The sequence below is a fragment of the Methyloversatilis discipulorum genome (genome assembly GCF_000527135.1).
GTDB classification, from domain to species: domain Bacteria; phylum Pseudomonadota; class Gammaproteobacteria; order Burkholderiales; family Rhodocyclaceae; genus Methyloversatilis; species Methyloversatilis discipulorum.
This window is the reverse complement of sequence record NZ_AZUP01000001.1, coordinates 1,280,444-1,307,033: the sequence shown is the minus strand read 5'-3', so window position 1 is coordinate 1,307,033 and position 26,590 is coordinate 1,280,444. Positions and strand designations below refer to the sequence as shown.

At 64.3% G+C, this 26,590-nt stretch carries 23 protein-coding genes; 18 read left to right on the top strand and 5 right to left on the bottom strand.

Going from position 1 to position 26,590, the window contains the following annotated elements:
* Positions 1–5 precede the first annotated feature (5 nt).
* Positions 6–1,937 carry a sensor histidine kinase gene (locus tag METFAM1_RS0105935; protein WP_232419665.1) on the bottom strand — a complete coding sequence of 644 codons (1,932 nt, stop codon included), beginning with the start codon at positions 1,935–1,937 and terminating at the stop codon, positions 6–8.
* A gap of 295 nt (positions 1,938–2,232) precedes the next feature.
* On the opposite strand from METFAM1_RS0105935, the gene METFAM1_RS21320 reads away from it, so the two are divergent.
* The 5 genes from METFAM1_RS21320 (at position 2,233) to METFAM1_RS0105910 (ending at position 8,066) form a co-directional block, all read left to right on the top strand.
* Entirely contained in the window at positions 2,233–3,384 is a 1,152-nt protein-coding gene (locus METFAM1_RS21320; protein WP_269745044.1) for a methyl-accepting chemotaxis protein, read from the top strand.
* Positions 3,385–3,397: 13 nt separating this feature from the next.
* Positions 3,398–3,766 (top strand): response regulator, encoded by a 369-nt coding sequence (locus METFAM1_RS0105925; protein ID WP_024300513.1) that lies wholly within the window; start codon positions 3,398–3,400, stop codon positions 3,764–3,766.
* Positions 3,767–3,786: 20 nt separating this feature from the next.
* Positions 3,787–4,110: an STAS domain-containing protein gene (locus tag METFAM1_RS0105920; RefSeq protein WP_019918683.1), complete on the top strand. Its 324-nt coding sequence runs from the start codon at positions 3,787–3,789 to the stop codon at positions 4,108–4,110.
* Positions 4,111–4,130: 20 nt separating this feature from the next.
* Positions 4,131–6,350 (top strand): chemotaxis protein CheA, encoded by a 2,220-nt coding sequence (locus METFAM1_RS0105915; protein ID WP_019918682.1) that lies wholly within the window; start codon positions 4,131–4,133, stop codon positions 6,348–6,350.
* A gap of 108 nt (positions 6,351–6,458) precedes the next feature.
* On the top strand, positions 6,459–8,066 hold the full coding sequence (locus METFAM1_RS0105910; protein ID WP_019918681.1) for a methyl-accepting chemotaxis protein: 1,608 nt from the start codon (positions 6,459–6,461) through the stop codon (positions 8,064–8,066).
* A 6-nt stretch (positions 8,067–8,072) separates the two neighbouring features.
* Here the strand turns inward: METFAM1_RS0105910 and METFAM1_RS21170 are convergent, their stop codons facing one another.
* A complete protein-coding gene (locus tag METFAM1_RS21170; RefSeq protein ID WP_019918680.1) occupies positions 8,073–8,258 on the bottom strand; it encodes a hypothetical protein in 186 nt (61 codons plus the stop codon).
* Between METFAM1_RS21170 and METFAM1_RS0105905 the strand changes: the two genes are divergently transcribed.
* The 10 genes from METFAM1_RS0105905 (at position 8,257) to METFAM1_RS0105860 (ending at position 19,345) form a co-directional block, all read left to right on the top strand.
* On the top strand, positions 8,257–10,488 hold the full coding sequence (locus METFAM1_RS0105905) for a methyl-accepting chemotaxis protein (protein WP_019918679.1): 2,232 nt from the start codon (positions 8,257–8,259) through the stop codon (positions 10,486–10,488). The two genes, METFAM1_RS21170 and METFAM1_RS0105905, sit on opposite strands and share 2 nt — an antisense overlap.
* 12 nt (positions 10,489–10,500) lie before the next feature.
* Positions 10,501–11,031: a chemotaxis protein CheW gene (locus METFAM1_RS0105900; RefSeq protein ID WP_019918678.1), complete on the top strand. Its 531-nt coding sequence runs from the start codon at positions 10,501–10,503 to the stop codon at positions 11,029–11,031.
* A gap of 2 nt (positions 11,032–11,033) precedes the next feature.
* Complete coding sequence (locus tag METFAM1_RS0105895) at positions 11,034–11,894, top strand: CheR family methyltransferase (protein ID WP_019918677.1); 861 nt, start codon at positions 11,034–11,036, stop codon at positions 11,892–11,894.
* A gap of 10 nt (positions 11,895–11,904) precedes the next feature.
* Positions 11,905–12,432, top strand: a complete 528-nt coding sequence (locus METFAM1_RS0105890; protein ID WP_019918676.1) for a chemotaxis protein CheD — start codon at positions 11,905–11,907, stop codon at positions 12,430–12,432.
* Positions 12,426–13,532: a protein-glutamate methylesterase/protein-glutamine glutaminase gene (locus tag METFAM1_RS0105885; protein ID WP_019918675.1), complete on the top strand. Its 1,107-nt coding sequence runs from the start codon at positions 12,426–12,428 to the stop codon at positions 13,530–13,532. Before METFAM1_RS0105890 ends, METFAM1_RS0105885 begins: the two co-directional genes overlap by 7 nt.
* A complete protein-coding gene (locus METFAM1_RS0105880) occupies positions 13,522–14,790 on the top strand; it encodes an EAL domain-containing response regulator (RefSeq protein WP_019918674.1) in 1,269 nt (422 codons plus the stop codon). The genes METFAM1_RS0105885 and METFAM1_RS0105880 overlap by 11 nt, the downstream gene beginning before the upstream one ends.
* Positions 14,791–14,918: 128 nt before the next feature.
* Positions 14,919–15,923 (top strand): TRAP transporter substrate-binding protein, encoded by a 1,005-nt coding sequence (locus METFAM1_RS0105875; RefSeq protein ID WP_024300510.1) that lies wholly within the window; start codon positions 14,919–14,921, stop codon positions 15,921–15,923.
* A gap of 94 nt (positions 15,924–16,017) precedes the next feature.
* Entirely contained in the window at positions 16,018–16,680 is a 663-nt protein-coding gene (locus METFAM1_RS0105870; RefSeq protein ID WP_019918672.1) for a TRAP transporter small permease, read from the top strand.
* Positions 16,677–17,963: a TRAP transporter large permease gene (locus tag METFAM1_RS0105865; protein WP_019918671.1), complete on the top strand. Its 1,287-nt coding sequence runs from the start codon at positions 16,677–16,679 to the stop codon at positions 17,961–17,963. The genes METFAM1_RS0105870 and METFAM1_RS0105865 overlap by 4 nt, the downstream gene beginning before the upstream one ends.
* Positions 17,964–18,178: 215 nt before the next feature.
* Positions 18,179–19,345, top strand: a complete 1,167-nt coding sequence (locus METFAM1_RS0105860) for a methyl-accepting chemotaxis protein (protein WP_019918670.1) — start codon at positions 18,179–18,181, stop codon at positions 19,343–19,345.
* A gap of 67 nt (positions 19,346–19,412) precedes the next feature.
* Here the strand turns inward: METFAM1_RS0105860 and METFAM1_RS0105855 are convergent, their stop codons facing one another.
* The 3 genes from METFAM1_RS0105855 to METFAM1_RS0105845 form a co-directional block, all read right to left on the bottom strand.
* A complete protein-coding gene (locus tag METFAM1_RS0105855; protein ID WP_024300509.1) occupies positions 19,413–19,916 on the bottom strand; it encodes a c-type cytochrome in 504 nt (167 codons plus the stop codon).
* 31 nt (positions 19,917–19,947) lie between these two features.
* Positions 19,948–20,529, bottom strand: a complete 582-nt coding sequence (locus tag METFAM1_RS0105850; protein ID WP_024300508.1) for a pentapeptide repeat-containing protein — start codon at positions 20,527–20,529, stop codon at positions 19,948–19,950.
* Positions 20,530–20,701: 172 nt separating this feature from the next.
* Positions 20,702–22,564 carry a methanol/ethanol family PQQ-dependent dehydrogenase gene (locus METFAM1_RS0105845; protein ID WP_019918667.1) on the bottom strand — a complete coding sequence of 621 codons (1,863 nt, stop codon included), beginning with the start codon at positions 22,562–22,564 and terminating at the stop codon, positions 20,702–20,704.
* 348 nt (positions 22,565–22,912) lie between these two features.
* On the opposite strand from METFAM1_RS0105845, the gene METFAM1_RS0105840 reads away from it, so the two are divergent.
* The 3 genes from METFAM1_RS0105840 (at position 22,913) to METFAM1_RS0105830 (ending at position 26,525) form a co-directional block, all read left to right on the top strand.
* Positions 22,913–23,668: a quinoprotein dehydrogenase-associated SoxYZ-like carrier gene (locus METFAM1_RS0105840; protein ID WP_024300507.1), complete on the top strand. Its 756-nt coding sequence runs from the start codon at positions 22,913–22,915 to the stop codon at positions 23,666–23,668.
* Positions 23,665–24,621 carry a quinoprotein relay system zinc metallohydrolase 1 gene (locus METFAM1_RS0105835; protein ID WP_019918665.1) on the top strand — a complete coding sequence of 319 codons (957 nt, stop codon included), beginning with the start codon at positions 23,665–23,667 and terminating at the stop codon, positions 24,619–24,621. Before METFAM1_RS0105840 ends, METFAM1_RS0105835 begins: the two co-directional genes overlap by 4 nt.
* A 149-nt stretch (positions 24,622–24,770) precedes the next feature.
* Positions 24,771–26,525, top strand: coding sequence for a PQQ-dependent methanol/ethanol family dehydrogenase (locus tag METFAM1_RS0105830; RefSeq protein WP_019918664.1), 1,755 nt, complete (start codon positions 24,771–24,773; stop codon positions 26,523–26,525).
* The last annotated feature ends 65 nt before the right edge of the window (positions 26,526–26,590 follow it).

Sequence of the window (26,590 nt, the reverse complement as noted above, 5' to 3'; positions counted from 1 at the left end):
CGGCTTCACTCCCCGGCCGGCAGCTTCAGGATGAACACGGTACCGCCGCCGTCCGCGGATTCGAACCACAGCCGGCCGCGATGCAGTTCGACGATGGAGCGGCAGATGTTGAGCCCCATGCCCATGCCGTCCGGCTTGGTGGTGAAGAAGGGGGCGAACAGCTTGTCCGCCACTTCCGGCGGAATGCCGCTGCCGCTGTCGCGTACCGACACCTGCACCCCCTCTGCGTCGGCGCTGGTCTGGATCAGCAGGCGCCGCCGCTCTGGCGGGCAGGCGGCCATGGCGTCCATGCCGTTGCGGATCAGGTTCAGCAACACCTGTTCGATCATCACCCGGTCGGCGCTGACTAGGGGCAGGGCGCCGGCCAGCGAACTGGAGATGCGGATGTCGCGCTTGCGCGCGTCAGCCTCGATCAGGCCCAGCGCCTCTTCGACCACGTCGTTCAGCGAACAGGCGACGCGCTTCGGCTCTGAGCGGCGGACGAATTCGTGCACGCGGCGGATGATGGTGCCGGCACGGCGCGCCTGGGCGTTCATTTTCGCCAAGGGCTCCTTCAGGTCGGCCAGCGAGCCGCTGCCGTTATCGACCATGTTCAGGCAGGCGGTGCTGTAGCTGGCGATCGCCGACAGCGGCTGGTTCAGTTCGTGCGCCAGCGTCGACGCCATTTCGCCCATGGTGATCAGGCGGCCGGTGAACTGCAGCTTTTCCTGCTGTTGCCGGTACAGCTCCTCGGCCTCTTTGCGCTCCGTGATGTCGAGTACCGAACTCATCCAGCCGACGTGGTGGCCATCGGCGTCGACCAGCGGTGCTTCCGAAATGAGCACGTCGAAGCGCTCGCCGTTGCGGCGGATGAACTTCAGTTCCAGCGCTTCGTGCGCAGTCGCCCCACCGGCCAGGATGCCGTCGTGCAGTGCGCGGATGTGTTCGGCCTCTTCCGGCGCCCAGTAGGGCATGGGCGGACTCATCGCCATCAGCTCTTCGGCGCTCCAGCCGACCATGCGGCAGAAGGCCGGGTTCACGTGGGTGATGCGGCCGCTCAGGTCGCGTGCGCGCAGCCCGATGCTGAGCGAGTTCTCCATCGCCGAGCGGAAGGTGTGCTCCTCGCGCAGCGCCTGCTCGGCTTCGAGCCGGCGCACCAGATGGCGACGCAGCGCCCACAGGCTCCACAGCATGGTGAATGCCAGACCGACGATGGTGACCACGAGCAGGGCCGGCAGCAGCCGGGTGTCGCTGCGGTAGGCGGTGACGCGCAGCCGCAGGCCGTGGCCAGGTGGGTCGAACACCAGCGCGTAGTTCATTTCGTCGTGTTCGGCCGCCACCTTGGACTTGCTGGCCAGCACGGTTTCGGTGTTGTCGATCACGTCCAGCTTGTAGCGCTCGGCGAACCACCAGGGCACCGACTGCGCCAGCATCTGCTCGATCGAGTAAGTGCCGCGCATCCAGCCCTGGCCACCGCCGAGCGGCACCAGCACGTCGAAATGCACGTCGCCGTCGGCGGTCGCGTAGGGCGGCAGGTAGGCGGCCCGGCCGAGCTGCTCGGCCAGCCGCGCCGGTCCGGACAGATCGGGGTCGTTGGCGTCGATGCGCGCGATGGTGTCGACGCGCAGCAGGCCGTGGCCGTTGGCGATCAGGTTGCGCTGGCGCGCCTCGATTACTCGCGCGTCGAGCCGGCCATCGGCGGCCTCGCGGCCGATCTGCGCCATCTGCTCGGCGTTGCGATCGAGGTGGAAGCGCAGGTCCTGCTCCATCCACAGCACGTCGTTGATCATCGTCGAGCGCTGTTCGTCGAGGTCGTTGCGGTGCAGCCACCAGACCAGTGTGCCGATGGCGAGCAGGAACAGCGCGATGGCCACGCGCGGCACCATCCAGTACCAGCCGGGGGCGGACACCGGGGTGGCGCGAGGACGGAATGTGGACACGAACGAAGGACTGTTCATCTGGGACTGGGGCCCTGGTGGTGCAAACGGCGCCGACGGGCATCTGCGGCAATCATACGTCCGTGTTTGCGGGCGCCGATGTCGGATATCCACAGTCCGAGACTGCATGGCGAAGCGGGAAAAACTCCCGCTGATACGCGGTGCCGCGCCGCATATGAAGTTTTCAAAAAAGACGCCGGGGCGACCTAAAGTCCTCGGGCATCCGGACCGTTAGCCTGAACGTGGCCGCAGTGTCAATTACATATATAACAAGGCCCGGCCCGTCAATGTCTGCCATGCGAAACGGGAGAGTGAGTTGAACAGAACGATAGTCAGCGTGACCCATACGGTGGTCGCAACGCTGGTCGGAGCCTGGGCGGTTGCGCCGATCGAAATGCCTCTGTGGGTGCGTCTGACGGTCGGCATCGCGGTGGGCTGCGGTCTCGTGTGGTCGATGATCGTGCTCGGTCGCCGCGACGAGATCGCCCCCGCGGCGGACGTCCCCGCCGCCTCGGAACCCGATCCGCTCGCCCGTGCGCTGCATGGCAGTCTGGTGCTGGTGTCGTCCGAAGCCGCGCCGATCTGGAAGCGACAGATCAACGGCGTGCGCAAGCAGGCCGAGGTAGCGATCGGCGAGCTGATCCAGCGCTTCTCCGGTCTTGTATCCAGGCTCGATGCGGCCGTTGCAGCGTCGTCCGGAACGGGATCTTCGGCTGCGCAAGGTGGCGTGGATACCGTACTGAAGACGTCCCAGACGCAGCTTACCCAGGTGCTGGACAGCATGTCCGGCGCGCTCACAGACAAGAATCTCGTGCTGGCTCAGATCCGCGAACTGGCCAGTTACGCGGACGATCTGCGCGGCATGGCAACCTCGGTGCAGCAGGTTGCCGACCAGACCAATCTGCTTGCCCTCAACGCCGCCATCGAAGCCGCCCGTGCCGGCGAGGCTGGGCGCGGCTTTGCCGTGGTGGCCGACGAGGTGCGCAAGCTGTCGACGGCCTCGGGCGATACCGGCAAGAAGATCGCCGAGAAGGCCAAGCTGGTCAGTGACGCCATCCTCGCGTCGGCTCGCCTGGTCGAAAGCTCGACCAGCCGCGACATCGAATCCTTCAAGGTTTCCGAAGCCAGCATCCAGGGGGTGCTCGGCGATTTTTCCGGGCTGCTCGACGTGCTGGCCGCGTCCAACGCCGAACTGCGTCGCCAGGCAGAGGGCATCCAGCACGAGATCGCCGAGACCCTGCCGCACCTCCAGTTCCAGGATCGCATCGACCAGGTACTCGCCCACGTTTGCGAAAGCCTGGACGAACTGGAGCAGCACGTGAACGCCATTCCTGCCGATCAGGCACCCGACCTGCGACCGCTGGTCGCCAATCTCGAACGCAGCTACACCACGCCCGAAGAGCGCGGCAATCACGGCGGCTCGGGCAACGCGGGCAGCACGGCCAGCGACGATCTCGTTTTCTTTTGAGGAGTAATGACACATGGCAAAGACAATCATGGTCGTGGATGACTCATCGTCATTGCGCCAGGTGGTCAGCATCGCGCTGAAGGGCGCGGGCTATGACGTATTCGAAGCCTGCGACGGCAAGGACGCGCTGTCCAAGCTCACCGGCCAGAAGGTGCACCTCGTGGTGAGCGACGTGAACATGCCGAACATGGACGGCATCACCTTCGTGAAGGAGATGCGCAAGCTGCCGGCCTACAAGTTCACGCCGGTCATCATGCTGACCACCGAGAACCAGGAATCGAAGAAGGCCGAAGGCCAGGCGGCGGGCGCGAAGGCCTGGATGGTCAAGCCGTTCAAGCCGGACCAGATGCTGATGGCCGTGTCCAAGCTCTGCCTGCCCTGAGCCGACGGGGAGCCCGCGACATGGAAATCGAACGCACCGACGACGGCGACGTGACCGAACTCAAGGTGGTCGGCGAACTGACCATATTCGGTGCTGCGGAAGCCTACGGCTTCCTGACGCGCGCGCTGTCGGAACGACGCGATCTGCGCGTCAATCTGGCGCAGGTCAGCGAGGTGGACAGCAGTGGCGTGCAGTTGCTGTTGGCAGCCAAACGGGCGGCCGAGAAGCAGGGCCACAGTTTCGAACTGGTGGCGCACAGCGAAGCCATGCTCGAAGTGATGGAACTGTTGCAGCTGAGCCACGTATTCGGCGATCCGCTCGTGATGCCGGCGCAGGCCGCCTGAACAGGACGAGGAATTCACCCATGAATCTTGAACCCGCCCTCGAAGCCTTCTTCGCCGAAGCAGACGAACTGCTGACGCGGATGGAGGAATCCCTGCTGCAGCTCGAAAGCGAGCCGGAAAACGACGAACTGATTAACGACATCTTCCGTGCAGCGCACACCATCAAGGGTACCGCGGGCGTGTTCGGATTCGACGATGTCGTCCATTTCACGCACGAGGTCGAAAGCGTGCTTGACCGCGTCCGCGACGGCCAGATTCAGGTCAGCAATGAGGTGATCGGACTGCTTCTGCGCAACAAGGATCACATCGGTGCGCTGGTGCGCGCGGTGGCCGAAAAGCGCGAACTCGACGCCGCCCAGCGCGCAGAGGGCGAAGCGCAGATGGCGGCCCTGCTTGCATTGCTCGGCAAGCAGCCGGACAAGCCCGCAGCGACAGCCGTGGTCGCAGCTTCGGCGGATGTCAGCCGCAGCGACTCGCATGCCGCCGACGATCAATGTGGAAACCAGAACTGGCACCTGTCGATTCGCTTTGGTGCCGACGTGTTGCGTGGCGGCATGGATCCGCTGTCTTTCATACGGTATCTGTGCACGCTGGGTGAAATCGTTCACCTCGACACGCTGTTCGATGCGTTGCCGCAGTGGCTGCAACTCGACCCGGAGTCCTGCTATCTCGGCTTCGAGATCGACTTCCGCAGCGAGGCCTCGAAGGCCGAGATCGAGGGCGTATTCGAGTTCGTCCGCGACGAATGCGTGCTTCACATCATTCCGCCGCACTCGCAGATTTCCGAGTACATCAACGTTCTGCGCGCACTGCCCGAGGACGAGCTGAAGCTGGGTGAAATGCTCGTGCTCAGCGGCGCGCTGACCCGTGCCGAACTCGATCGCGGCCTGTCGCTGCAGTCGGAAGCGGCTGCCTCGGCAAGCGCTGCGAGCGAGGCCGAGGCGCCGCCGCTTGGCGAGATCCTGATAGAGAGTGGCGCGGTTGGTGCCGGTGTGGTCGATGCCGCGCTCGTCAAGCAGAAGCAGGTCAAGGACAGCAAGGCGCAGGAGGCGCGTTCGCTGCGCATCGACGCCGACAAGCTTGATCAGCTGATCGAACTGGTCGGCGAACTGGTGGTGGCCAGCGCCGGCGTGCAGAACGTCGCGCAGATGCTTGCCCAGGCCCAGCTGACGGAAGCGAGCGAAGTGCTCACCCGTCTGGTCGAGGAGGTGCGCGATCAGGCGCTGTCTCTGCGCATGGTGCAGATCGGCGCCACCTTCCAGCGCTTCCAGCGCGTCGTGCGCGACGTCAGTCGCGAACTGGGCAAGGACATCGAACTTCAGATCAGCGGTGGTGAGACCGACCTCGACAAGACCGTGGTCGAGCGCATCGGCGATCCGCTGATGCATCTGGTCCGCAACTCGATGGACCACGGCATCGAAGCCACCGAAGTCCGTCTTGCCGCCGGCAAGCCGGCGCGCGCCAAGGTCATGCTGAACGCCTATCACGAAGCGGGCAGCGTCGTGATCGACGTGGCTGACGACGGCGGCGGCCTGAACCGTCAGAAGATCCTGCGCAAGGCGATCGAGCGCGGGCTGGTGGCGGAAGACGCGCAGCTCAGCGAGCGCGAGATCGACCGACTGATATTCGCCCCGGGTTTCTCCACGGCCGACCAGGTGAGTAATCTGTCCGGCCGCGGCGTCGGCATGGACGTGGTCCGACGCGACATCGAAGCGCTGCGCGGCACCGTCGACATCGATACCGAGCCGGGCAAGGGCACCCGCATCCGGATCCGTCTGCCGCTCACGCTGGCCATCATCGACGGCTTCCGCGTCGGCATCGACAAGGCGAGCTTCGTGCTTCCGGTCGACATGATCGTCGAGTGCGTCGAACTGGCCGGCTCGATCCGCGATGCCGCCCGCGCCCGCGGCTATCTGGACATGCGCGGTGAGGTGCTGCCGCTGCTCTGGCTGCGCGAAGTGTTCGATATCGAAAGTCCTGCCCCCGAGCGACGGGAGAACGTGGTGGTCGTCCATTTCGGACAGACCAAGGCTGGCATCGTGGTCGATCAGTTGATGGGCGAACACCAGACCGTCATTCGCCCGCTGGGCAAGCTGTTCAGCGCACTGCGCGGCGTCAGCGGCTCGACCATCCTCGGCACCGGCGAGATCGCACTCATCCTTGATGTTGCCGGGTTGATGACGATGGCGGTAAGCGGGAGGGCGCCCTCACCGGCGGAATTGGCGGGATCGGCAGGTTGACGACGGAGCATGTCGCCGGCCGGCGACGCATGGGGAAGTACACAGTGCAGGGCATGAGGTAGCGGAGGCGAGAGCCAAACAAGGAAGGATGGAAAAATGTTCGGGAATATGAAAGTCGCCACCAGGCTGGCGCTGGGCTTTGGCATTGTGATCGCGTTGCTGCTGACCATTTCGGTAATGAGCATCGTCAAGCTGGGCACGCTGAATGACAGCCTTGACCTGATGCTGCGCGATCGCGTGGCCAAGGTCCGTCTGGCCAATGACATCGTACGCAATACGATCGACAACGGTCGCAAGGTGCGGAATATTGCGCTCGCGAGTACCGATGCCGAAGTCGAGCAGATCAAGGAGCAGATCAAGGTCAACCGGCAGCGCAACAGCGAGGCTATGGCCACGCTCGAGAAAATGATCAACACCGATACCGGCAAGCGCCTGTTCGGAGAGGTGGTCAAGGCGCGTACGGTGATCGCTGACAAGTACGAGCCCTTCTACGCCATTGTCAAAACCGACAAGGTCAAGGCGGTCGATTTTCTGAAGAACGATTTTTTGCCGGCGAATACGGCGTTTGAGACCGCGCTGAAGGAGTTGGAGAAGTTTCAGGTCGAGCTGATGGAGAAGGACGCACTGGCTGCGGCCGAGACATATGAACAGACCAACACCTTGGTCATCGGAATTTCCATCGGTGCGGTGCTGCTGGCGACCTTGCTTGGTGTGCTGATCACCCGCGGCGTACTGGGTCTGCTCGGCGGCGAACCGGGTTATGCGGTAGAGGTGATGAAGGAAGTGGCCGAAGGCAATCTGGCGGTCGACATCGTGACCAAGCCGACCGATCGCAGCAGCCTTCTGTTTGCGCTGCGCAGCCTGGTCGAACGTCAGGCCGAGGTGATCACCCAGGTGCGCGGCAGCTCCGACGCGCTGGCCAGCGCATCGGAAGAGGTATCGGCGACCGCGCAGTCGCTGAGCCAGGGCGCGAGCGAACAGTCGGCCGGAGTGGAAGAGACGTCGGCGTCGATCGAGCAGATGTCGGCGTCGGTGAACCAGAACAGCGAGAACGCGCGGGTGACCGACGGCATCGCGACGCAGGCTTCGCGGGAAGCGACGGAAGGCGGCGAGGCGGTGAAGCAGACGGTGGAAGCGATGCGCAAGATTGCCGAGCGCATTTCGATCATCGACGACATTGCCTACCAGACGAATCTGCTGGCGCTGAACGCGGCGATCGAGGCGGCGCGGGCAGGCAGTCATGGCCGCGGCTTCGCGGTGGTGGCGACCGAGGTGCGCAAGCTGGCGGAACGCTCGCAGGTTGCGGCGCAGGAAATCGGCGGCGTCGCGAACGACTCGCTGAAGGTAGCGGCGCGAGCCGGCGAGGTGCTGCAACAGCTGGTGCCGTCGATCCAGAAGACTTCGGATCTGGTGCAGGAGATTTCGGCGGCGTCGGGCGAGCAGGCCAGCGGCGTGTCGCAGATCAACAGCGCGATGAGTCAGCTGAGCCAGACCGTGCAGCAGACGGCATCGGCGTCGGAAGAGCTGGCGGCGACGGCCGAAGAAATGAGCGGTCAGGCGCAGCAACTGCAGCAGGCGATGGCCTTCTTCCGTCTGCGCGACAACGCATCGGCGCAATCGCTGTCGTCGCATCGGACTACGGTCCGGCCGTCTTCGACACGCATCGGCATGGCGTCTTCGGAAATGCCTGCAGAGGCCGATTTCGCCCGGTTCTGATCAGTTTCAAGGCTTGCCGTCGCGCAGCGATCGCGATGGCGGATGGTCGGGCTCGTTCATCGCTTCGAATGGATCGGAGAACTGGGTAATGAAAAATGATTCGGGCGTGAAATTCTCGAACCGCGTTGCGCTGGCATGTTTGGCGGTGAGTGCGCTGGCTGGTGCCGCGGCGTGGTCCGGCTTCGGCAGCATGGGCGAACTGCTTAGGCTATCGACCGCTTCCGGCGCCGACGCCGGTGCGGCGGGCGAGGCGGCCAGTGCGGGGCGTACGCTGCTGCTGGCGCTGACCGGGGCGATCGTCGTCCTGACCGTGTTGTCCGGCTGGCTTCTGCTGCGCTTGCGCCAGGGCACGCTTGGCGGTGAGCCGGAAATCCTTGCGGGCGCTGCCGGCAAGCTCGCGGCCGGCGACTTCTCGGCGGCTGCCGGACTTGCCGATGCGCCGACCGGAAGCCTCGCCGCGTCATTGAATCAGGTGTCGGCCAATCTTGGCCTGCTGATGGCGCAGATGAGCCGGATGTCGGCCGAGCACGACAGGGGCGACATCGACGTGACGATAGACGTCAATCGCTTCGGCGGGGACTTCCGTGTCGTCGCCGAGCAGGTGAACCAGATGGTGGCCGGTCACATCGCGGTGAAGAAGAAGGCGATGGCCTGCATCAAGGAATTCGGCGAAGGAAACATGGACGCGCCGATGGAACAGTTGCCGGGCAAGAAGGCCTTCATCAACGACACGATCGAACAGGTGCGCACCAACATCAAGGGCCTCATCGCCGAGATGAGCCACATGTCCGCCGAGCACGACCGCGGCGACATCGACGTGATGATGGACGAAGCCCGCTACAAGGGGGCTTACCGGACCATGGCCCAGGGCTTGAACCAGATGGTGTCCGGCCATATCGCGGTGAAGAAGAAGGCGATGGCCTGTTTCAAGGAATTCGGCGAAGGCAACATGGACGCGCCGATGGAACAGTTGCCGGGCAAGAAGGCCTTCATCAACGACACGATCGAGCAGGTCCGCGCCAACATCAAGGATTTCATCGCCGACATGAACCACATGTCGGCCGAGCATGACCGTGGCGACATCGACGTGATGATGGACGAGGCCCGCTTCAAGGGCGCTTACCGGACCATGGCACAGGGCGTGAACCAGATGGTGTCCGGCCACATCGCGGTGAAGAAGAAGGCGATGGCCTGCTTCAAGGCATTCGGCGAAGGGAATATGGATGCGCCGATGGAACAGTTGCCGGGCAAGAAGGCCTTCATCAACGACACCATCGAGCAGGTGCGCGGGAACATCAAGGCGCTGGTCGCCGATACCGACATGCTGTGCCGCGCCGCGCTGGTCGGCGATCTGGACAAGCGTGCCGACTCGAGCCGGCACAAGGGCGATTTCCATCGCATCGTGCAGGGCATCAACGACACGCTGGACGCGGTGATCAACCCGGTCAACGAAGTGATGTCCGTGCTGGCGGCGATGGAGCGCAACGACCTGAGCACCCGTGTCCATGGCGACTACCGCGGCAAGCTGCTGGAGCTCAAGAACTCGATCAACAGCACCAGCGATCGCCTGTCGCAGACCATAGGCGAGGTCATCGGTGTCGCCAACGGTCTGGCGAGTGCGTCGGAAGAGGTTTCGGCGACGGCGCAGTCGCTGAGCCAGGGCGCGAGCGAACAGTCTGCCGGGGTTGAAGAGACGTCGGCGTCGATCGAGCAGATGTCGGCGTCGGTGAACCAGAACAGCGAGAACGCGCGGGTGACCGACGGTATCGCGACGCAGGCTTCGCGCGAAGCGGCGGAAGGCGGCGAGGCGGTGAAGCAGACGGTGGAGGCGATGCGCAAGATTGCCGAGCGCATTTCGATCATCGACGACATTGCCTACCAGACGAATCTGCTGGCGCTGAACGCGGCGATCGAAGCTGCGCGTGCGGGCAGCCACGGTCGGGGCTTCGCGGTGGTGGCGACGGAAGTGCGCAAGCTGGCGGAACGCTCTCAGGTGGCGGCGCAGGAAATCGGCGGGGTTGCGAACGAGTCGCTGAAGGTTGCGGCGCGAGCGGGCGAGGTGCTGCAACAGCTGGTGCCGTCTATCCAGAAGACTTCGGATCTGGTGCAGGAGATCTCGGCGGCGTCGGGCGAGCAGGCCAGCGGCGTGTCGCAGATCAACAGCGCGATGAATCAGCTGAGCCAGACCGTGCAGCAGACCGCGTCGGCGTCGGAAGAGCTGGCGGCGACGGCCGAGGAAATGAGCGGCCAGGCGCAGCAGCTGCAGCAGGCGATGTCGGTGTTCCGTCTGCATGGCGAGAAGTTCGCGCCCGGCCAGGCTGCGAATGAACTGCCCGCCCGCCGCGCCCCGGTGCGCAGCGTTTCCGCGCGCGGCGCACTGGCGCTCGAAAGTGCGAGCGACAGCGATTTCACACGTTTCTAGGGAGTGGGCACTATGAATGCACGGCATTCGATGGCGCTGACCGTGGTCGATGACGACGACGCCGCAGCGGACCAGCAACAGCAGTACCTGACCTTCAGGCTGGGCGACGAGAGCTACGCGCTGGGCCTTCTGTCGGTGAAGGAAATCATCGAGTACGGCGGTGTGACACAGGTGCCGATGATGCCGGGCTTCGTGCGCGGCGTGATCAATCTGCGCGGGCGGGTGGTGCCGGTGATCGATCTGGCGGCCCGCTTGCGCAGCGAAAGTGCCGCCGTGACACGGCGCACCTGCATCGTCATCGTGGAAGTCGCGAACGACGGCGAGGCGCAGGACATGGGAATCATCGTCGATGCGGTGAGCCAGGTGGTCGACATTCCGCCGGAGGCGGTGGAACCCGGTCCGTCCTTCGGTGCGAAAGTGAGGGCGGATTTCATCGCCGGCATGGGCAAGCTCGACGACGGCTTCGTGATCATGCTCGACATCGATCGTGTGCTCGCGGGCGACGACATGGCGGCGGTCAATGACATGAAGGTGGCTGGTTGAGCATGAGTACCGCCGCACTTGCAGGGAGCCGGCCTGGCGCCAGGGAAGCTGCGTTCGTCGTCCCGGCCATCAGCGACACCGATTTCCGTCGCTTCCAGGGCTGGCTGCATGCGGTGGCGGGCATTGCGCTGGCCGACCACAAGAAGACGCTGCTCGTCGGACGCCTGTCGAAAAGGCTCGGACCGTGCGGCGTGCGCGGCTGGCGGGACTACTTCGAATTGCTGATGGACGGTGGCCGACCGGGCGAACTGCAGATCGCCATCGATCTGCTGACCACGAACGAAACCTACTTTTTCCGTGAGCCGGCCCACTTCAGCTTTCTCGCCGAGCAGATACTGACCCGCTTCGACGGCAGCGAGCCCTTGCGTATCTGGAGCGCTGCAAGCTCTTCCGGCGAGGAAATCTACACGCTGGCCATGGTGCTGGCCGACACGCTGGGCATGGGGCGGCGCTGGGAAATCTTCGGCTCTGACCTCAGCACGCGCGTGCTCGAAACGGCACGTCGTGCCCACTATCCGATGACCCGCGCGGACAAGATTCCGCCCGCTTTCCTGAAGCGCTTCTGCCTGAAGGGCACGGGCCCGCAGGAGGGCACCTTCCTGATCGACCGGCCGTTGCGCGAGCGGGTGTCGTTCGCGCAGATCAACCTGAACGAGACGCTGCCGGACATCGGCATGTTCGACATCGTCTTCGTGCGCAACGTGATGATCTATTTCGATCCGGACACCAAGCGCCAGGTCATGGGGCGCATCCTGAGCAAACTGAAGCCGCGCGGTCACGTCTTCGTAAGCCATTCGGAGAACCTGCACGGCGTCACTGATCGCGTCGAGATCGTCAAGCCTTCCATCTACCGCCTCAAATGACGATATGTGCATGAGGCCGACGATAAGGACCGAAATCTATCTGAAGCCCGGAGATCTGTTCTTCGGCGACGAGACCATGTGCCTGCGCACGGTCCTGGGCTCCTGCGTCGCCATCACCATGTGGCACCCCGCCCGCAGGATAGGCGGCATGTGCCACTTCATGCTGCCCGGAAATGCCCGTGCCGATCGGGTAGGCGATGGGTTGAGCGGGCGTTTTGCAGAAGGCGCGCTGAAGTCGATGATCCGCGAAGCGCGGCGTTTCGGTACGCGCGAGCTCGATTACCAATTCAAGCTGTTCGGCGGGGGCAATATGTTTCCCGGAATCGCGGGCAGCCAAAACGTACCGATAGGCGAAGCCAACGTGCGACGTGCTCGCGCGCTGCTCGACGCGCTGGGTGTGCGGCCGGTGGCCGAACACACCGGCGGATACGGCCAGCGTGTGCTGATGATGGATGTCAGCAACGGCGTCGTATGGATGCGCCACGACGACACCCGTTCCGGCGCTGGCGTCAGCACCCACGGAGAACTTGCATGCTGAGCCCGGTTGCCGTCAAACCGCCCGCACCGGCGGGTGCCCGCATTCGCGTCCTGATCGTCGACGATTCGGCGGTCGTGCGTCAGGTGCTGTCTGAACTGCTGTCGGCAGATCCGCTGATCCGCGTCATCGCCACCGCGCCGGACCCGCTGATCGCGCTCGAACGACTGAAGGTCGAGTGGCCGGACGTGATCGTGACCGACGTCGAGATGCCGCGCATGGACGGCGTCACCTTCGTGCGCCGCATCATGTCGGAGCGACCGACGCCCATCGTCGTCTGTTCGTCGCTGACCGAGAAGGGCGCGGAAACCACGATGGAGGTACTGGCCGCCGGCGCCATCAGCGTGGTGACCAAGCCCAAGCTCGGGATCAAGCAGTTCCTGCATGAGTCGGCCCAGGCCCTGACCGATGCCGTCAAGGCCGCGGCGCGGGCACGCGTCGCCCGCGCCGCGCCGGCGGCCGGCCCCAAGGCCGGGCCGAAGCTGACGGCCGACGTCATGTTGCCGCCGGTGACCGGCGAGGCGATGCGGATGACGACCGAAAAGCTCATTGCGCTGGGCACGTCGACCGGTGGCACACAGGCACTGGAGGCCGTGCTGACGCAACTGCCGCGGGTGTCGCCCGGCATCGTCGTCGTACAGCACATGCCCGAGCGTTTCACCGCCGCCTTTGCGGCGCGTCTGGACAGCATCTGCGCGATCCATGTCAAGGAGGCGGTGAATGGTGACCGTGTGATGCCGGGCGTGGCGCTGATCGCGCCGGGCGGCCGCCACATGATGCTCCGGCGCAATGGTGCTCAGTACGTCGTCGAGGTCAGCGACGGACCGCTGGTGAATCGGCACAAGCCGTCGGTTGATGTGCTGTTCCGCTCGGTCGCCAAGTATGCAGGCAAGAACGCGCTGGGCATCATCATGACCGGCATGGGTGATGACGGCGCGCGCGGACTGAAGGAGATGCGCGATGCCGGCGCTACGACATACGCTCAGGATGAAGCCAGTTGCGTGGTGTTCGGCATGCCGAAGGAGGCGATCAGATTCGGTGCCGTCGAGCACGTGATCGGACTCGATCAGATCCCCGGAATGATCAACCGTTATGGCAAGTGAAGCGGATGCCCTGGCGCTGCTGAACGAAACCGGAGTCATGGTTGTCGAGGACAGCCTGCCGCAACGCATGGTACTGCTGGGCATGCTGCGCGAACTGGGGGTGTCCGTCATCGAGGAGGCGGCGAACGGAGAGGAGGCGCTGCAGAAGCTGCAGGCGCTGACGCGCCCGCCGGCTGTTGTGCTGGTGGATCTGGAAATGCCGGTGATGGACGGCGTGGAGTTGCTGCATCGCATGGCCGCCTCGGGTTACCGGCCCGGGGTGATCATTGCCAGTTCGCGCGAGGCGATCCTGCTCGACTCCGTTGAGACCATGGTGGGCGAACTGGGCCTGCGACTGCTGGCCTGCATGCCCAAGCCCATCCTGCGTGATCGTCTGTATGCCGCGTTGCGCGCGGGCGCACAGTCCAACAATTCCCTGCCGCCCGCGACCGGCGTGCATGGCGCGATACCGTCGCCAGAGGTCAGCCCCGAAGACCTGGCTGCAGCCCTGGAGGCGGGCCGCATCGTGCCGTGGTTCCAGCCCAAGGTGGATCTGCAGACGGCGATGCCGCGTGGCGCCGAAGTGCTGGCGCGCTGGATCAACGAGGACGGAAGCATCACCGAACCGACACGCTTCATCGGCGTGGCGGAACGCAGCGGTCAGATCGCGCTGCTGACGGTCGTCATGTTGCGCGGCGCACTGGAAGCGCTTCAGCGCTGGGACAGTCGCGGCCTGCGTCTCTCCGTGGCCGTCAACCTGTCGCCGTTAACCTTTTCAGACCGCAAGCTCGCGGACGATCTGATCGAGCAGGTGGCACAGGCGGGCATCGATGCTGGCCGCATTACCTTCGAAGTGACCGAAACGGCCATGACCTCGGGCACGGCGGCGCTGAAGACGCTGCTCAGGCTGAAGCTGAACGGCTTCTCGCTCGCCATCGACGACTTCGGCACCGGCTTCTCGTCGATGGAGCAATTGTCCAAGGTTCCATTTTCCGAGTTGAAGATCGACCGCTCCATCGTGCATGAAGCCCATACACGGCCGGCGCGGCGCACGATACTCGAGTCGGCGATCGACATGGGGCGCCGCTTGGGCATGGTGACCGTCGGCGAGGGCGTGGAAAGCCTGGAGGACTGGCAGCTGCTCAGCCAACTGGGCTGCGATCTGGCGCAAGGCTATTTCATGTCACGTCCGCTGTCCTTTGACGACTTCGTGCCGGTGACAACGCAGTTGAATCGCACGCTGCGCGAGAAGGTCCTCCCGGTTTCCGGCGTTCGCTGACGCGTTACCCGAGGGCTCGGGCGCGGTTGCGGATATCCACAATGGCCGCAGCCACCCCCGCCGACCACAATCCGGACATCACACTGGCCGTTCGCGCCGTGTGGCCTTCATACACAAGAGGAGACACCATGAAACTTCATTCCATGCTTTTCGGCCTGCTCACGCTCGGCCTGACTCCGTTTGCGCTGGCGCAGCAGCCCATCGTGATCAAGTTCAGCCACGTCGTGGCGACCGAGACGCCGAAGGGCAAGGCCGCCGACTTCTTCAAGAAGCGCGCCGAGGAACTGACCGGCGGCAAGGTGAAGGTCGAGGTGTATCCGAACAGCCAGCTGTACAAGGACAAGGAAGAGATGGAGGCGCTGCAGCTGGGCGCCGTGCAAATGCTGGCGCCGTCGCTGGCCAAGTTCGGCCCGCTGGGCGTCAAGGAATTCGAGGTGTTCGACCTGCCGTTCATCTTCGACGGCTACGCCGACCTGCACAAGGTGACCCAGGGCCCGATCGGTGCGTCCATCCTGAAGAAGCTGGAACCGAAGGGCATCGTCGGCCTGGGCTTCTGGGACAACGGCTTCAAGTCCTTCTCGGCCAATACGCCGATCAAGACGCCGGCTGACCTGAAGGGCAAGAAGCTGCGCATCCAGTCGTCCAAGGTGCTGGAAGAGCAGATCCGCGCGCTCGGCGCGCTGCCGCAGGTGATGGCTTTCTCCGAGGTTTACCAGGCGCTGCAGACCGGCGTGGTCGACGGTACCGAGAACCCGCATTCCAACCTCTACACGCAGAAGATGCATGAGGTGCAGAAGCATATGGCGGTGACCGACCACGGCTATCTGGGTTACGCCGTCATCGTGAACAAGAAGTTCTGGGACGGTCTGCCGGCCGACGTGCGCGGTCAGCTCGACACGGCCATGAAGGAAGCCACCAGCTACGCCAACAAGATCGCCAAGGAAGAGAACGACGCTGCGCTCGAAGGCGTGCGCAAGAGCGGCAAGACCCAGGTCTATGTGCCGACGGCCGAAGAGCGTCTGGCGTTCAAGCGTGCGCTGGTGCCGGTGCACAAGAAGATGGAAAGCCGCATGGGCGCCGACCTCATCCAGGCCATCTACAAGGAAACCAACTTCGATCCGTCGAAGCTGTAATCCGTCCTGCACACGTGCGGCGGACGCCGCACGTGTCGCATCCCCGCGCGCACACGCGCACACTGCATCACCCTCATCTCATCGGGAGACCACCGTGCTCCGAATACTCGACCATATCGAGGAGTGGCTCATCACGCTGCTGATAGGCGTGGCCACCGTCATCATTTTCGTGTCCGTCGTGCATCGCTACGCCGCCGGTTTCGACGTGCCCGGCCTGCAGGACTGGCTGCTGTCGCTGAACCTGGGCTGGGCGCAGGAACTGTGCATCATCCTGTTCGTCTGGATGGCCAAGTTCGGCGCCGCCTACGGTGTGCGCACCGGCATCCACGTCGGCGTCGACGTGCTGATCAACCAGCTGCAGCCGGCGCTGCGCAACAAGTTCGTCGTGTTTGGCCTGGCGGCCGGCGCGCTGTTCACCGGCATCATCTGTGCGCTGGGCAGCCACTTCGTGTGGGAGAACGGCGCCGCCTACGCCGTGCTGACCGCGCTGGGTCAGGACACCGGTGATCTGTTCGAGGGGCCGACCACGCCCGACCTCGAATGGCCGACCTGGATCGTCTACATGGCCATTCCGCTGGGTTCCGGCCTGATGTGCTTCCGCTTCCTGCAGGTGATGACGGCCTTCATCCGCACCGGTGAGCTGCCGCACCACGATCATGCGCACGTCGAAGGCATGGAGGACGTCAAGCCGGTGCTGATCGGCGAGGCGGTCGAAGACGCCGAAGAGCGCGAACACGCCAAGGGAGGCCGCCAATGAGCGCCGCCATCATCTTTGCACTGCTGCTGGTGCTGATGCTCACCGGCATGCCGGTGTCCATCTCGCTGGGTCTGACCGTACTGACCTTCCTGTTCACGATGACCGATGTGCCGGTCGAGTCAGTGGCGCTGAAACTGTTCACCGGTATCGAGAAGTTCGAAATCATGGCGATTCCGTTCTTCATCCTGGCCGGCAACTTCCTCACCCACGGTGGTGTGGCGAAGCGGATGATCAACTTCGCCACCTCGCTGGTCGGCCACTTCCACGGCGGTCTGGGCATGGGCGGTGTGGTGGCCTGTGGCCTGTTTGCCGCGGTGTCGGGCTCCAGCCCGGCGACGGTGGCGGCGATCGGCGCCATCCTGCTGCCGGCGATGGTGAAGCAGGGCTTCCCGATGAAGTTCGGCGCCGGCATCGTCGCCAGCTCTGGCGCACTGGGCATCCTGATTCCGCCGTCCATCGTGATGGTGATGTATGCGGTGTCGACCAATTCGTCGATCGGCGCGCTGTTCATGGCCGGCATCATTCCGGGCGCGGTGCTGCTGTTCATGCTGGGCTTCACCACCTGGTGGCGGGCCAAGAGCAACAACTACCCGCGCATGCCGAAGGCGCCGATGGCCGATCGCATCAAGGCCTTCCGCGAATCCTTCTGGGGGCTGATGCTCATCGTCGTCGTGATGGGCGGCATCTACACCGGCATCTTCACGCCGACCGAAGCGGCGGCGATGAGTGCGGTGTACGCCTTCATCGTCGCGGTGTTCGTCTATCGCGACCTGCCGCTGAAGCGCATCCCCAAGGTGCTGCTCGATTCGGCCAACATGAGCGCGATGCTGCTCTACATCATCACCAACGCCATCCTGTTCTCCTTCCTGCTGACCTCGGAACAGATTCCGCAGGCGGTGGCGGCCTGGCTGGTGGACAGCGGCATGGGGGCGCTCGGCTTCCTGCTCGTGGTGAACATCCTGCTGCTGCTGGCCGGCAACATCATGGAGCCGTCGTCCATCATTCTGATCACCGCGCCCATCCTTTTCCCGGTGGCGATGGCGCTGGGCATCGATCCGGTGCACTTCGGCATCATCATCACGGTGAACATGGAGATCGGCATGATCACGCCGCCGGTGGGCCTCAACCTGTACGTCGGCAGCGGCATCGCCAAGCTGGGCATGACGGACATGACCAAGGCGGTGTCGCCGTGGCTGGTCACGATGCTCATCTTCCTGGTCATCGTCACCTACTGGCCGGCGCTGTCGCTGTGGCTGCCGCGCACCTTGGGCATGATCAACTGATGTTCACCTGACACGGCAGCAACCCCTACGTGCTTACGCCGCGTGATGTTGTGCGCGGCGTTTTTCTTTTTTGCGGAGCCCTTGCTCAAGTCCGCCGCGCGGCCGGTCGTAAAGGGGTCTACGAGGAGATCGACGGTGCGCTTCTGTATAACTAAAGTCCTATAAGCACCTGTCGATATTGGCCATGTAGTGAATCGAGAACAGGGAACAGACACATGAAGAACATGCTGAGCATCCGCAAAGCCTTCCTTTTTCACTCCATCTTTGCGTCCGTCGTCTGCATCGCAGTGTTCGGCTCGCAGCAGATACTGTTCCCGGGAGTGACCGGACTGATTGCAGCCGGTGCGGTATGCGCCACCGTCATCATGGGTGTCGGCATCTGGTTCGGTACCGGCTTCGGCCAGCGCGCCGAACTGCTGGTCAACGCCATGCACAGCCTTGCCGAAGGCAAGCTGAATCACAAGCTCAGCCTGTCCGGCAAGGACGATTTTGCCTGGCTGGGCTATGAGTACAACCAGGCCTGCAAGTCTTTCCGCAAGCTGATCGAGAAGATGACGACCCTGTCGTCGACGCTCACCAGTTCGGCTGAAGAACTGTCCAAGCTGACCATTGCCGCCAACGAGACCGGTTCGCGCCAGGCCGACCGCATCCGTACCGTCGCCGAAGCGATGGAGCAGATGACCGCCTCGGCCCGCCAGGTCGCCGATCTGTCGGCCGACATGGACAGCATCGTGCGTGCCGCCGGCGACAGCACGCGCAGCGGCAAGACCGACCTCGAAGTGTCGATGGAGGGCGTCAGCCGCATCGCAAAGGAGATGGAAGAGTCGCTGCAGGTGATCGAGCGCCTGGTCAAGGATTCCGAAGAGATCGCCAAGATCAACGACGTGGTGAAGGACATTTCCGACCAGACCAATCTGCTGGCGCTCAACGCCGCCATCGAAGCCGCGCGCGCCGGCGAGCAGGGTCGCGGTTTTGCGGTGGTGGCCGACGAGGTGCGCAAGCTGGCGCAACGCACCCAGGGGTCGACCGCGGACATCGAGCAGATCGTCGCCAAGATCCGTCACGACGCTCAGGAAACGGTCGAGCGCGTCGGTCAGGCCAGCGAGCGCGTCAGCGGCGCGGTGACCACCTCGCGCGGCGCAGTGGAGACGTTCGAGTCCATCCTGCACCGCATGGAAGAACTGGTGAACAAGTCGGGTGAAGTGGCGACCAGCATGCGCGAACAGGACACCACGGCGCACGCCATCCTGCGCAATGCGGGCGAACTGTCGGCGCTGTCCGAGGACAACGCACGCGGCGTGGCGCAGACCGCGTCGCAGGGCGAATCGGTCGCCGGTTCGGCGCGCGAGCTCGAAGCCAGCCTGCGTACCTTCCAGATCTGATTCCGGTCCGCCCGGGCCAAAAAAAAGCCGGCGCGAAGCGCCGGCTTTTTTTCGTGCTGCGCAAGGCTCAGCGCACCGCGGTCTTCCCCTGTGCCTTGAGTCGCGCGTCCTCGTCGATGCGGGCCTCGATGAAGGTCTTGATCGCCCATACCGCCTCTTGCGTCAGCACCTTGTCCCACGGCGGCATGTGCTGCACGTCGAGCACCCGCTTGCCCTTGCGCACCGTCTTGACGAAGTAGTGGTCGACGTCGCTGAGGCAGCGTGGGAGCAGTTCCGGTTCGGTCACCTTGCGACAGCCGCGGTGCAGGCGCAGCAAATTGGGGCCGACCTGGTTCTTGTGATTGACATCGGTACCGTGGCAGACGGCGCACGATTCGTTGTAGAGCGCGCGGCCGGTATCGACCACGGCGGCGTTCCCGCGGTAGGGGTTGCTGTCCACCCACACGTCGCCGACCGGCGGCAAAGCCGAAATGTCGGTCTTGGGCGGATGCGCTTCCATCGCCGGATCGCCGGCGTATGCGCTGCCGAGCAGCGCAGCCAGCAGCAGCGGTGCGGCCAGTGTCCTGATCATGTGCGGTATCTCCATTGCGTCGGGGCGGCGCTCACCAGCCCACCGGACAACCTTTGCAGTCGTCGAAATTGGCGTCGAGGAACACGGTGTAGCGCGTCACGCAGCCTTCCATGATGGCGTTGCGGAAGTCGGCGCTGCCGAACTTGGTTTCCTGCAGGTTGGCGTTGACCAGCCGGGCGTAGTGGAAGCGCGCGAACATCGGGCGGGCCGCTTCCAGGTTGGCGGCCGTCAGGTCGGCGTAGCTGAAGTCGACGCGGAACATGCGCGCGAACTCCATGTCGGCGCCGACCAAGCGGGTGCCGCGCAGGCTGGCGGCCGGAATGTTGGCTTTCTGCAGGCGGGCCGAGCTGAGGTCGGCGCGGTCCAGTATCGCGCCGGCAAGATTGGCGGCACGCAGGTCGGCGCGCACCATGTTCGCGCCGGTGAAGTCGGCGCCGGCGAGATCCTTCGCCGACAGGTCGGCGTGGCGCAGGTCGGCACCCGGGCAACGGGTGTAGGGCCAGATCGGGCAGCCGTTGATGACCAGTGTTTCGCTGACCGAGGCATCTTCGGCGACGGCAGGCGTGCTCATGCCGAGCAGTGCGAGCAGTACTGTGGGGAAAAGTCTTCGCATCCAGGGCTCCGGACAGAAAGAACCTGGCAACCGCGCATCATGGGCCGACGCGGACGCGACGGCACCGGAAACCCTCGGGAGACCTTATCGCAGTTGCCAGGCAAAGGCCGGCCACGCAGGGCCGGCAGGAGGTGTGGCCGGCCCCCGCCGGGCGGCGGGGGCGCGCCGTCAATCAGCGCTTCGGCAGCTTGAAGGCCCAGAACGAACCGCCCTGGCTGACCTGCTTGGTCAGCTCGGCCATGTCGCCGCCCCACAGCGGCACGGCGCCGCCGTAGCCGGAAGAGATGCCGATGTACTGTTCGCCATCCTGTTCCCAGGTGATGGGCACCGACACCACGCCGGAGCCGGTCTGGAATTTCCAGACTTCCTTGCCGGTCTTGGCGTCGAAGGCCTTCACGTAACCATCGGAGGTGCCGGTGAACACCAGGCCGCCAGCGGTGGTCAGCGTACCCGCCCACAGCGGGAACTGTTCCTTGTGTTCCCAGGCGATCTTGCCGGTCTTCGGATCGATCGCGCGCAGTACGCCGACATGGTCGTCGAACAGCTTCTTGATCCGGAAGCCCTGGCCGAGGTAGGCCGCACCCGGCTTGTAGGTGACGTTCTCGGTCCAGTAGTCCATGGCCCAGTGGTTGGCCGGGATGTAGAACAGTTCGGTGTCCGGGCTGTACGACATCGGCATCCAGTTGGTGCCGCCGAGGAAGGGCGGCGACACGAAGATGGATTCACCCTTGTCCGCACCCGCCTTGGGCTTCGGCGGATACTGGCTCTCGACCACGTTGGGCAGGCCGGTCTTCGGATCGAAGCCCTTGGACCAGGTGATGCCGTCGACGAAGGGCCAGGCACCGATCAGCGCGGTCTGCTTCCACGGATAGCCGGCGCCGGTGGCCAGCTTTTCGCGGTCGGTCACGAAGAAGTAGCCGTTGCGGTCGGCGTGCGCCGATGCCTTGACCAGCTTGCCGGTCTTCGGATCCTTGTATTCGAACAGCAGCACCGAATTGTTGCCGGAGAAGTCCCAGGCGTCGTTCGGCGTGTGCGAGAAGAAGCCCTTCAGTTCGCCGGTCGAGGCATCGACATAGGCCTGACCGGAGGTGAACAGGCTGGGCCACTTGGTAGGGCTGTCGCCTTCCTTGGTCCGTTTCCAGGTGTTCCAGGGAGCCGGGTTGCCGGTGCCGATCACCACCATGTTCTGTTCGACGTCGAACGAGGCGGTCTGCCACGGGGCACCGCCGCCATGGCTCCAGGCCTCGACCTTGCCGGTTTCGCGGCTGGGATCATCCGGCCACGACGGCGCTTTGGCGTCGCCGGTCGTCGTGCTGTCCTTGCCGTTCAGGCGACCCATGTGGCCCTCGACCATCGGGCGCGCCCAGATTTCCTCGCCGGTATCGACGTCGCGTGCGAACAGGTAGCCGACCACGCCGAACTCGTCACCGGACGAACCGTGCACCAGCATCACGCGACCGGACTTCTTGTCCTTCACGATGAAGGGCGCACCGGACATCGTATAGCCGACCTTGTGGTCACCCCACTTCTTCGACCAGACGACCTTGCCGGTGTCCTTGTTCAAGGCCACCATGCCGGCGTCCAGCGTGCCGAAGTACACCTTGTCGCCGTAGATGGCGGCGCCGCGGTTCACCACGTCGCAGCACGGACGAATGTCGTCCGGCAGCCGATGTTCGTACGCCCAAAGGCGCTTGCCGGTCTTGGCGTCGACGGCGTACATGCGGGAGTAGGAGCCGGTGATGTAGATGACGCCGTCGTGCACCAGCGCCTGGCCTTCCTGGCCGCGCTGCTTCTCGCCGCCGAAGGAGTAGGACCAGGCGGGGCTCAGCGATGCAACGGTCTGCGTATTGATCTGCTTGAGCGGGCTGTGGCGCTGGGCCTTCATGCCCAGACCGTAGGTCAGCACGTCCTTGGTCGTCTTGTCGTCGTTGACGATATCTTCCCAGCTCACCGTCTTGGCGGCGTGCACCGGGCCAGCTGCAAGGATGCCCAGCGCGATCAGCAGTGCCGGGTTCCTGAGGGCAAACGTTTTCATCCTGACTCCTCTTTCAGTGTTGATCTGTCGTGTCGTCACCGCGACCCCGCTTGTTTCGCGGACACAGGGCCGTGATGCGCACTGCAGGTTAGGCAGCACCTGGAGGTGTCGAAGGTTCAAAGCTCCCGCAGAATCAGGGAGTCGATCCCGTTTTTCAGGACTGTTTCAGGGATGGACACTGAGTTGTCGAGGTCTGTAACAGATGGGGGTTCGGCAAGCTTTATGCCGGATGCGAGGCCTTCCGCCTGTTGCGGGCGGCGATGGTCCTCGTCTTGCTTGCCTTGGTCCGCGGGGACCGGTTTCTGGCGCCGTTTACATATAGAAGATGCAATGGAGGAGTTTGTCCCGATGAAGAAGGTGATTGCGGCCCTCGGGCTCGCGCTTGCGTTGGCCGGCACCGTGCAGGCGGCCGATGCCGATCCGCTGAATTCCTCGCGCTGGCCGGATCTGCAGCGCGAATATCTGAACGATGCGCCGGTGGCTTTCGATCCGCGCATCGAAGTGCTGGCGCCCAAGGTGGCCGAGGATTCGATGAACGTGCCGGTGACGGTCAGGCTGAAGGGCTTGCCGGACGTCAAGCGCGTGCTGGTGATCGCCGACTTCAATCCCATCGTCAAGGTGCTCGACTTCCAGCCGCTGCTGGCTCAGCCTGGCCTGTCTTTCCGCATCAAGCTGCAGCAGGCGAGCCCGATCCGCGCGCTCGTGCAGACCGGCGACGGCAACTGGCTGGCCGGCGGCGCCTGGGTGGATGCTGCCGGCGGCGGCTGTACCGCGCCGAGCACCGGCCGCAGCGCGCCGGACTGGGCGCAGAAGCTGAATCAGGTGCAGGGCAGGGTGTGGCGCGACGGACAGAACCAGCGTGTCCGTCTGCGCATCATGCATCCGATGGACACCGGTCTGGCGCCCGGCATCCCGGCCTTCTTCATCGAACAGCTCGCCATCGTCGACGACAAGGGCGATGCCATGCTGAAGCTCGAGACCTTCGAGCCGCTGAGCGAGAACCCGGTGTTCTCGTTCGATCTGCCGGACACCGGCGCGGTGGCGCTGCGCGTCGTCGGCCGCGACAACAACGGCAATCGCATCGACGCCAAGGTGCAGCCATGATGGCCCGCCTCCTCACTGCACTGGTCGCCTTTGCGCTGAGCTTCGCGGCACACGCGGCCACACCTTTCGACTATCGCCTGAAGCCGGAGAAGATCGCCGACGACACCTGGGTGCTGATCGGCAGCACCGAGGACATCACGCGCGCGAACGGCGGCAATATCGTGAATACCGCCTTTGTCGTGACCAAGGAGGGCGTGGTCGTGATCGACAGCGGTCCGTCGCGCCGCTACGGCGAACAGATGAGGGCGGCCATCGCCCGCGTGACCGACAAGCCGGTCGTGCGCGTGTTCAATACGCACCATCACCCCGATCACTTCCTCGGCAATCAGGCTTACGCCGATGTTCCGATCGCCGCATTGCCCGCCACGCGCGCTGGCGAGCGTGACGACGGCGGCGCCTTTGCCGACAACATGTACCGGATGGCGGGCGACTGGGCATCCGGCACCGAGCCCCAGGTTGCGCAGCAGGACGTGCAGCCCGGACGGCTGACGGTGGGCGGACACGAGTTCGAACTGATCGCGCTTGAGGGGCACACCGCTGGCGACCTGGCCATCCTCGATCACCGGACCGGCGTGCTGTTCGCCGGCGATCTGGTGTTCCTCGATCGTGCCCCGACCACGCCGCACGCGTCGGTGCAGCGCTGGTTGAAGTCGCTCGACGCGCTGGCGGCACTGGGTGCGAAGAAGACACTGCCCGGTCACGGTCCGGTGCATGCCGGGACGGTCGGCATCGAGCAGACGCGTGACTGGCTCAAGTGGCTGGATCAGACCCTGATGCAGTCGGCGGCAAACGGTCTCGACATGGCCGAAGTGATGCGCCTGCCGCTGCCCGAGCGCTTCGAACGCATGCCGCTGGCCCGCAGCGAGTTCGAGCGTTCGGTCACCCACCTGTATGGCGCCTACGAGTTGCGCGCGCTGGACAGTGTTGCACTGCCTGTGTTGCAACAAAAATGAACACCTGACCCGTTTCGCATCGCAGGAGTGCGGTGCGAACGGGATTTTCTCCTTGTTTTGGGCTGGCCCGTTTTTTGCGGTCGGTCTCCTGCCGAAAAAGGGAACCATTCCCTTCGTGCAAGAGAGAAATTCACCAACGAGGAGGAAGTATGAAAGGCTTGCGTAATTCCACGCTGTCCAGCCTGCTGGTTGCGGCGTTCGCCGCGATGGCAGCACCGCAGGTCATGGCTGGTGTGACCGACCGTGACATCGAAAACGACGCGAAGACGACCGGCGATGTGCTGTCGTGGGGCATGGGCACGGAAGGCCAGCGCTACAGCCCGCTCGACAAGATCAACCTCGGCAACGTCAAGAACCTGGTTCCGGTGTGGTCGTTCTCGTTCGGCGGCGAAAAGCAGCGCGGTCAGGAATCGCAGCCGCTCGTCGTCAATGGCAAGATGTTCGTTACGGGTTCCTACTCCCGCCTGTACGCACTCGATGCCAAGACCGGCGCCAAGCTGTGGCAATACGAGCACCGCCTGCCGGACGGCATCATGCCGTGCTGCGACGTGGTGAACCGCGGTGCCGCCGTGTATGACAACCTGGTCATCTTCAGCACGCTGGACGCACAACTGGTTGCTCTCGACCAGAACACCGGCAAGGTCGTCTGGAAGGAAAAGATCGACGACTACCAGGCTGGTTACTCCAATACCGCAGCTCCGATCATCGCCAAGGGCCTGATCCTGACCGGCGTGTCCGGTGGTGAGTTCGGCATCGTCGGCCGTGTCGAGGCGCGCGACGCCAAGACGGGCAAGATGGTGTGGAGCCGTCCGACCGTCGAAGGCCACATGGGCTACAAGTTCGATGCCGCCGGCAACAAGGTCGAAAACGGCATCAGCGGCACCACCAACGCCAGCTGGCAGGGCGACCTGTGGAAGACCGGTGGCGCGGCCACCTGGCTCGGCGGCTCCTACGACGCCAAGACCGGTCTGGCCTACTTCGGCACCGGCAACCCGGCCCCGTGGAACAGCCACCTGCGCCCCGGTGACAATCTGTACTCGTGCTCGACCGTCGCCATCGACGTCGCTACCGGCCAGATCAAGTGGCACTTCCAGGGCACGCCGAACGACGGCTGGGACTATGACGGCGTGAACGAATTCGTCACGTTCGACATGAACGGCAAGCGCATGGGCGGCAAGGCCGACCGTAACGGCTTCTTCTACGTTCTGGATGCCCAGACCGGCAAGTTCGAGCGCGGCTTCCCCTTCGTCAAGAAGATCACCTGGGCCAAGGGCCTGGACGCCAACGGCAAGCCGATCTTCGATCCGGCCAACCGCCCGGGCGACCCGTCCAAGGGCGCCGACGGCAAGAAGGGTGAAGTGGTGTTCTCCGCGCCGTCCTTCCTCGGTGGCAAGAACCAGATGCCGATGGCCTACAGCCCGGATACCGGCCTGTTCTACGTGCCGGCCAACGAGTGGGGCATGGAAATCTGGAACGAGCCGATCACCTACAAGAAGGGTGCTGCCTATCTGGGCGCCGGCTTCACCATCAAGACCATCGACGACAAGTACATCGGCGCGCTGCGTGCGGTCGATCCGAAGACTGGCAAGATCGTCTGGGAAGTCACCAACAACGCTCCGCTGTGGGGTGGTGTGATGACGACCAAGGGTGGCCTGGTGTTCTGGGGTACGCCTGAAGGTTTCCTGAAGGCCGCCGACGCGAAGACTGGCAAGGAAGTGTGGTCCTTCCAGACCGGTACCGGCGTCGTGGCGCCCCCGATCACCTGGGAACAGGACGGCGAGCAGTACATCGGCGTCGCCGCCGGCTGGGGTGGCGCTGTGCCGCTGTGGGGCGGGGACGTGGCCAAGAAGGTCAACTACCTGAACCAGGGTGGTTCGATGTGGGTGTTCAAGCTGCACAAGTAATGACATCGACGACCTGTGCTGGCATAGCGCTTGCATAAGTCGTACATCCCGGCGCCTCTGGGCGT

Bases quoted from the DNA above. Each gene is read 5' to 3' on its own strand.
- METFAM1_RS0105840 (WP_024300507.1), top strand. From the start codon at position 22,913: ATGAAGAAGGTGATTGCGGCCCTCGGGCTCGCGCTTGCGTTGGCCGGC.
- METFAM1_RS0105895 (WP_019918677.1), top strand. From the start codon at position 11,034: ATGAGTACCGCCGCACTTGCAGGGAGCCGGCCTGGCGCCAGGGAAGCT.
- METFAM1_RS21170 (WP_019918680.1), bottom strand. From the start codon at position 8,258: ATGCTGCCGAAGCCGGACCACGCCGCGGCACCAGCCAGCGCACTCACC.
- METFAM1_RS0105845 (WP_019918667.1), bottom strand. From the start codon at position 22,564: ATGAAAACGTTTGCCCTCAGGAACCCGGCACTGCTGATCGCGCTGGGC.
- METFAM1_RS0105890 (WP_019918676.1), top strand. From the start codon at position 11,905: ATGAGGCCGACGATAAGGACCGAAATCTATCTGAAGCCCGGAGATCTG.
- METFAM1_RS0105850 (WP_024300508.1), bottom strand. From the start codon at position 20,529: ATGCGAAGACTTTTCCCCACAGTACTGCTCGCACTGCTCGGCATGAGC.
- METFAM1_RS0105865 (WP_019918671.1), top strand. From the start codon at position 16,677: ATGAGCGCCGCCATCATCTTTGCACTGCTGCTGGTGCTGATGCTCACC.
- METFAM1_RS0105935 (WP_232419665.1), bottom strand. From the start codon at position 1,937: ATGAACAGTCCTTCGTTCGTGTCCACATTCCGTCCTCGCGCCACCCCG.
- METFAM1_RS0105830 (WP_019918664.1), top strand. From the start codon at position 24,771: ATGAAAGGCTTGCGTAATTCCACGCTGTCCAGCCTGCTGGTTGCGGCG.
- METFAM1_RS0105915 (WP_019918682.1), top strand. From the start codon at position 4,131: ATGAATCTTGAACCCGCCCTCGAAGCCTTCTTCGCCGAAGCAGACGAA.
- METFAM1_RS0105920 (WP_019918683.1), top strand. From the start codon at position 3,787: ATGGAAATCGAACGCACCGACGACGGCGACGTGACCGAACTCAAGGTG.
- METFAM1_RS0105880 (WP_019918674.1), top strand. From the start codon at position 13,522: ATGGCAAGTGAAGCGGATGCCCTGGCGCTGCTGAACGAAACCGGAGTC.
- METFAM1_RS0105925 (WP_024300513.1), top strand. From the start codon at position 3,398: ATGGCAAAGACAATCATGGTCGTGGATGACTCATCGTCATTGCGCCAG.
- METFAM1_RS0105885 (WP_019918675.1), top strand. From the start codon at position 12,426: ATGCTGAGCCCGGTTGCCGTCAAACCGCCCGCACCGGCGGGTGCCCGC.
- METFAM1_RS0105835 (WP_019918665.1), top strand. From the start codon at position 23,665: ATGATGGCCCGCCTCCTCACTGCACTGGTCGCCTTTGCGCTGAGCTTC.
- METFAM1_RS0105855 (WP_024300509.1), bottom strand. From the start codon at position 19,916: ATGATCAGGACACTGGCCGCACCGCTGCTGCTGGCTGCGCTGCTCGGC.
- METFAM1_RS0105910 (WP_019918681.1), top strand. From the start codon at position 6,459: ATGAAAGTCGCCACCAGGCTGGCGCTGGGCTTTGGCATTGTGATCGCG.
- METFAM1_RS0105905 (WP_019918679.1), top strand. From the start codon at position 8,257: ATGGGCGAACTGCTTAGGCTATCGACCGCTTCCGGCGCCGACGCCGGT.
- METFAM1_RS0105860 (WP_019918670.1), top strand. From the start codon at position 18,179: ATGAAGAACATGCTGAGCATCCGCAAAGCCTTCCTTTTTCACTCCATC.
- METFAM1_RS0105875 (WP_024300510.1), top strand. From the start codon at position 14,919: ATGAAACTTCATTCCATGCTTTTCGGCCTGCTCACGCTCGGCCTGACT.
- METFAM1_RS0105900 (WP_019918678.1), top strand. From the start codon at position 10,501: ATGAATGCACGGCATTCGATGGCGCTGACCGTGGTCGATGACGACGAC.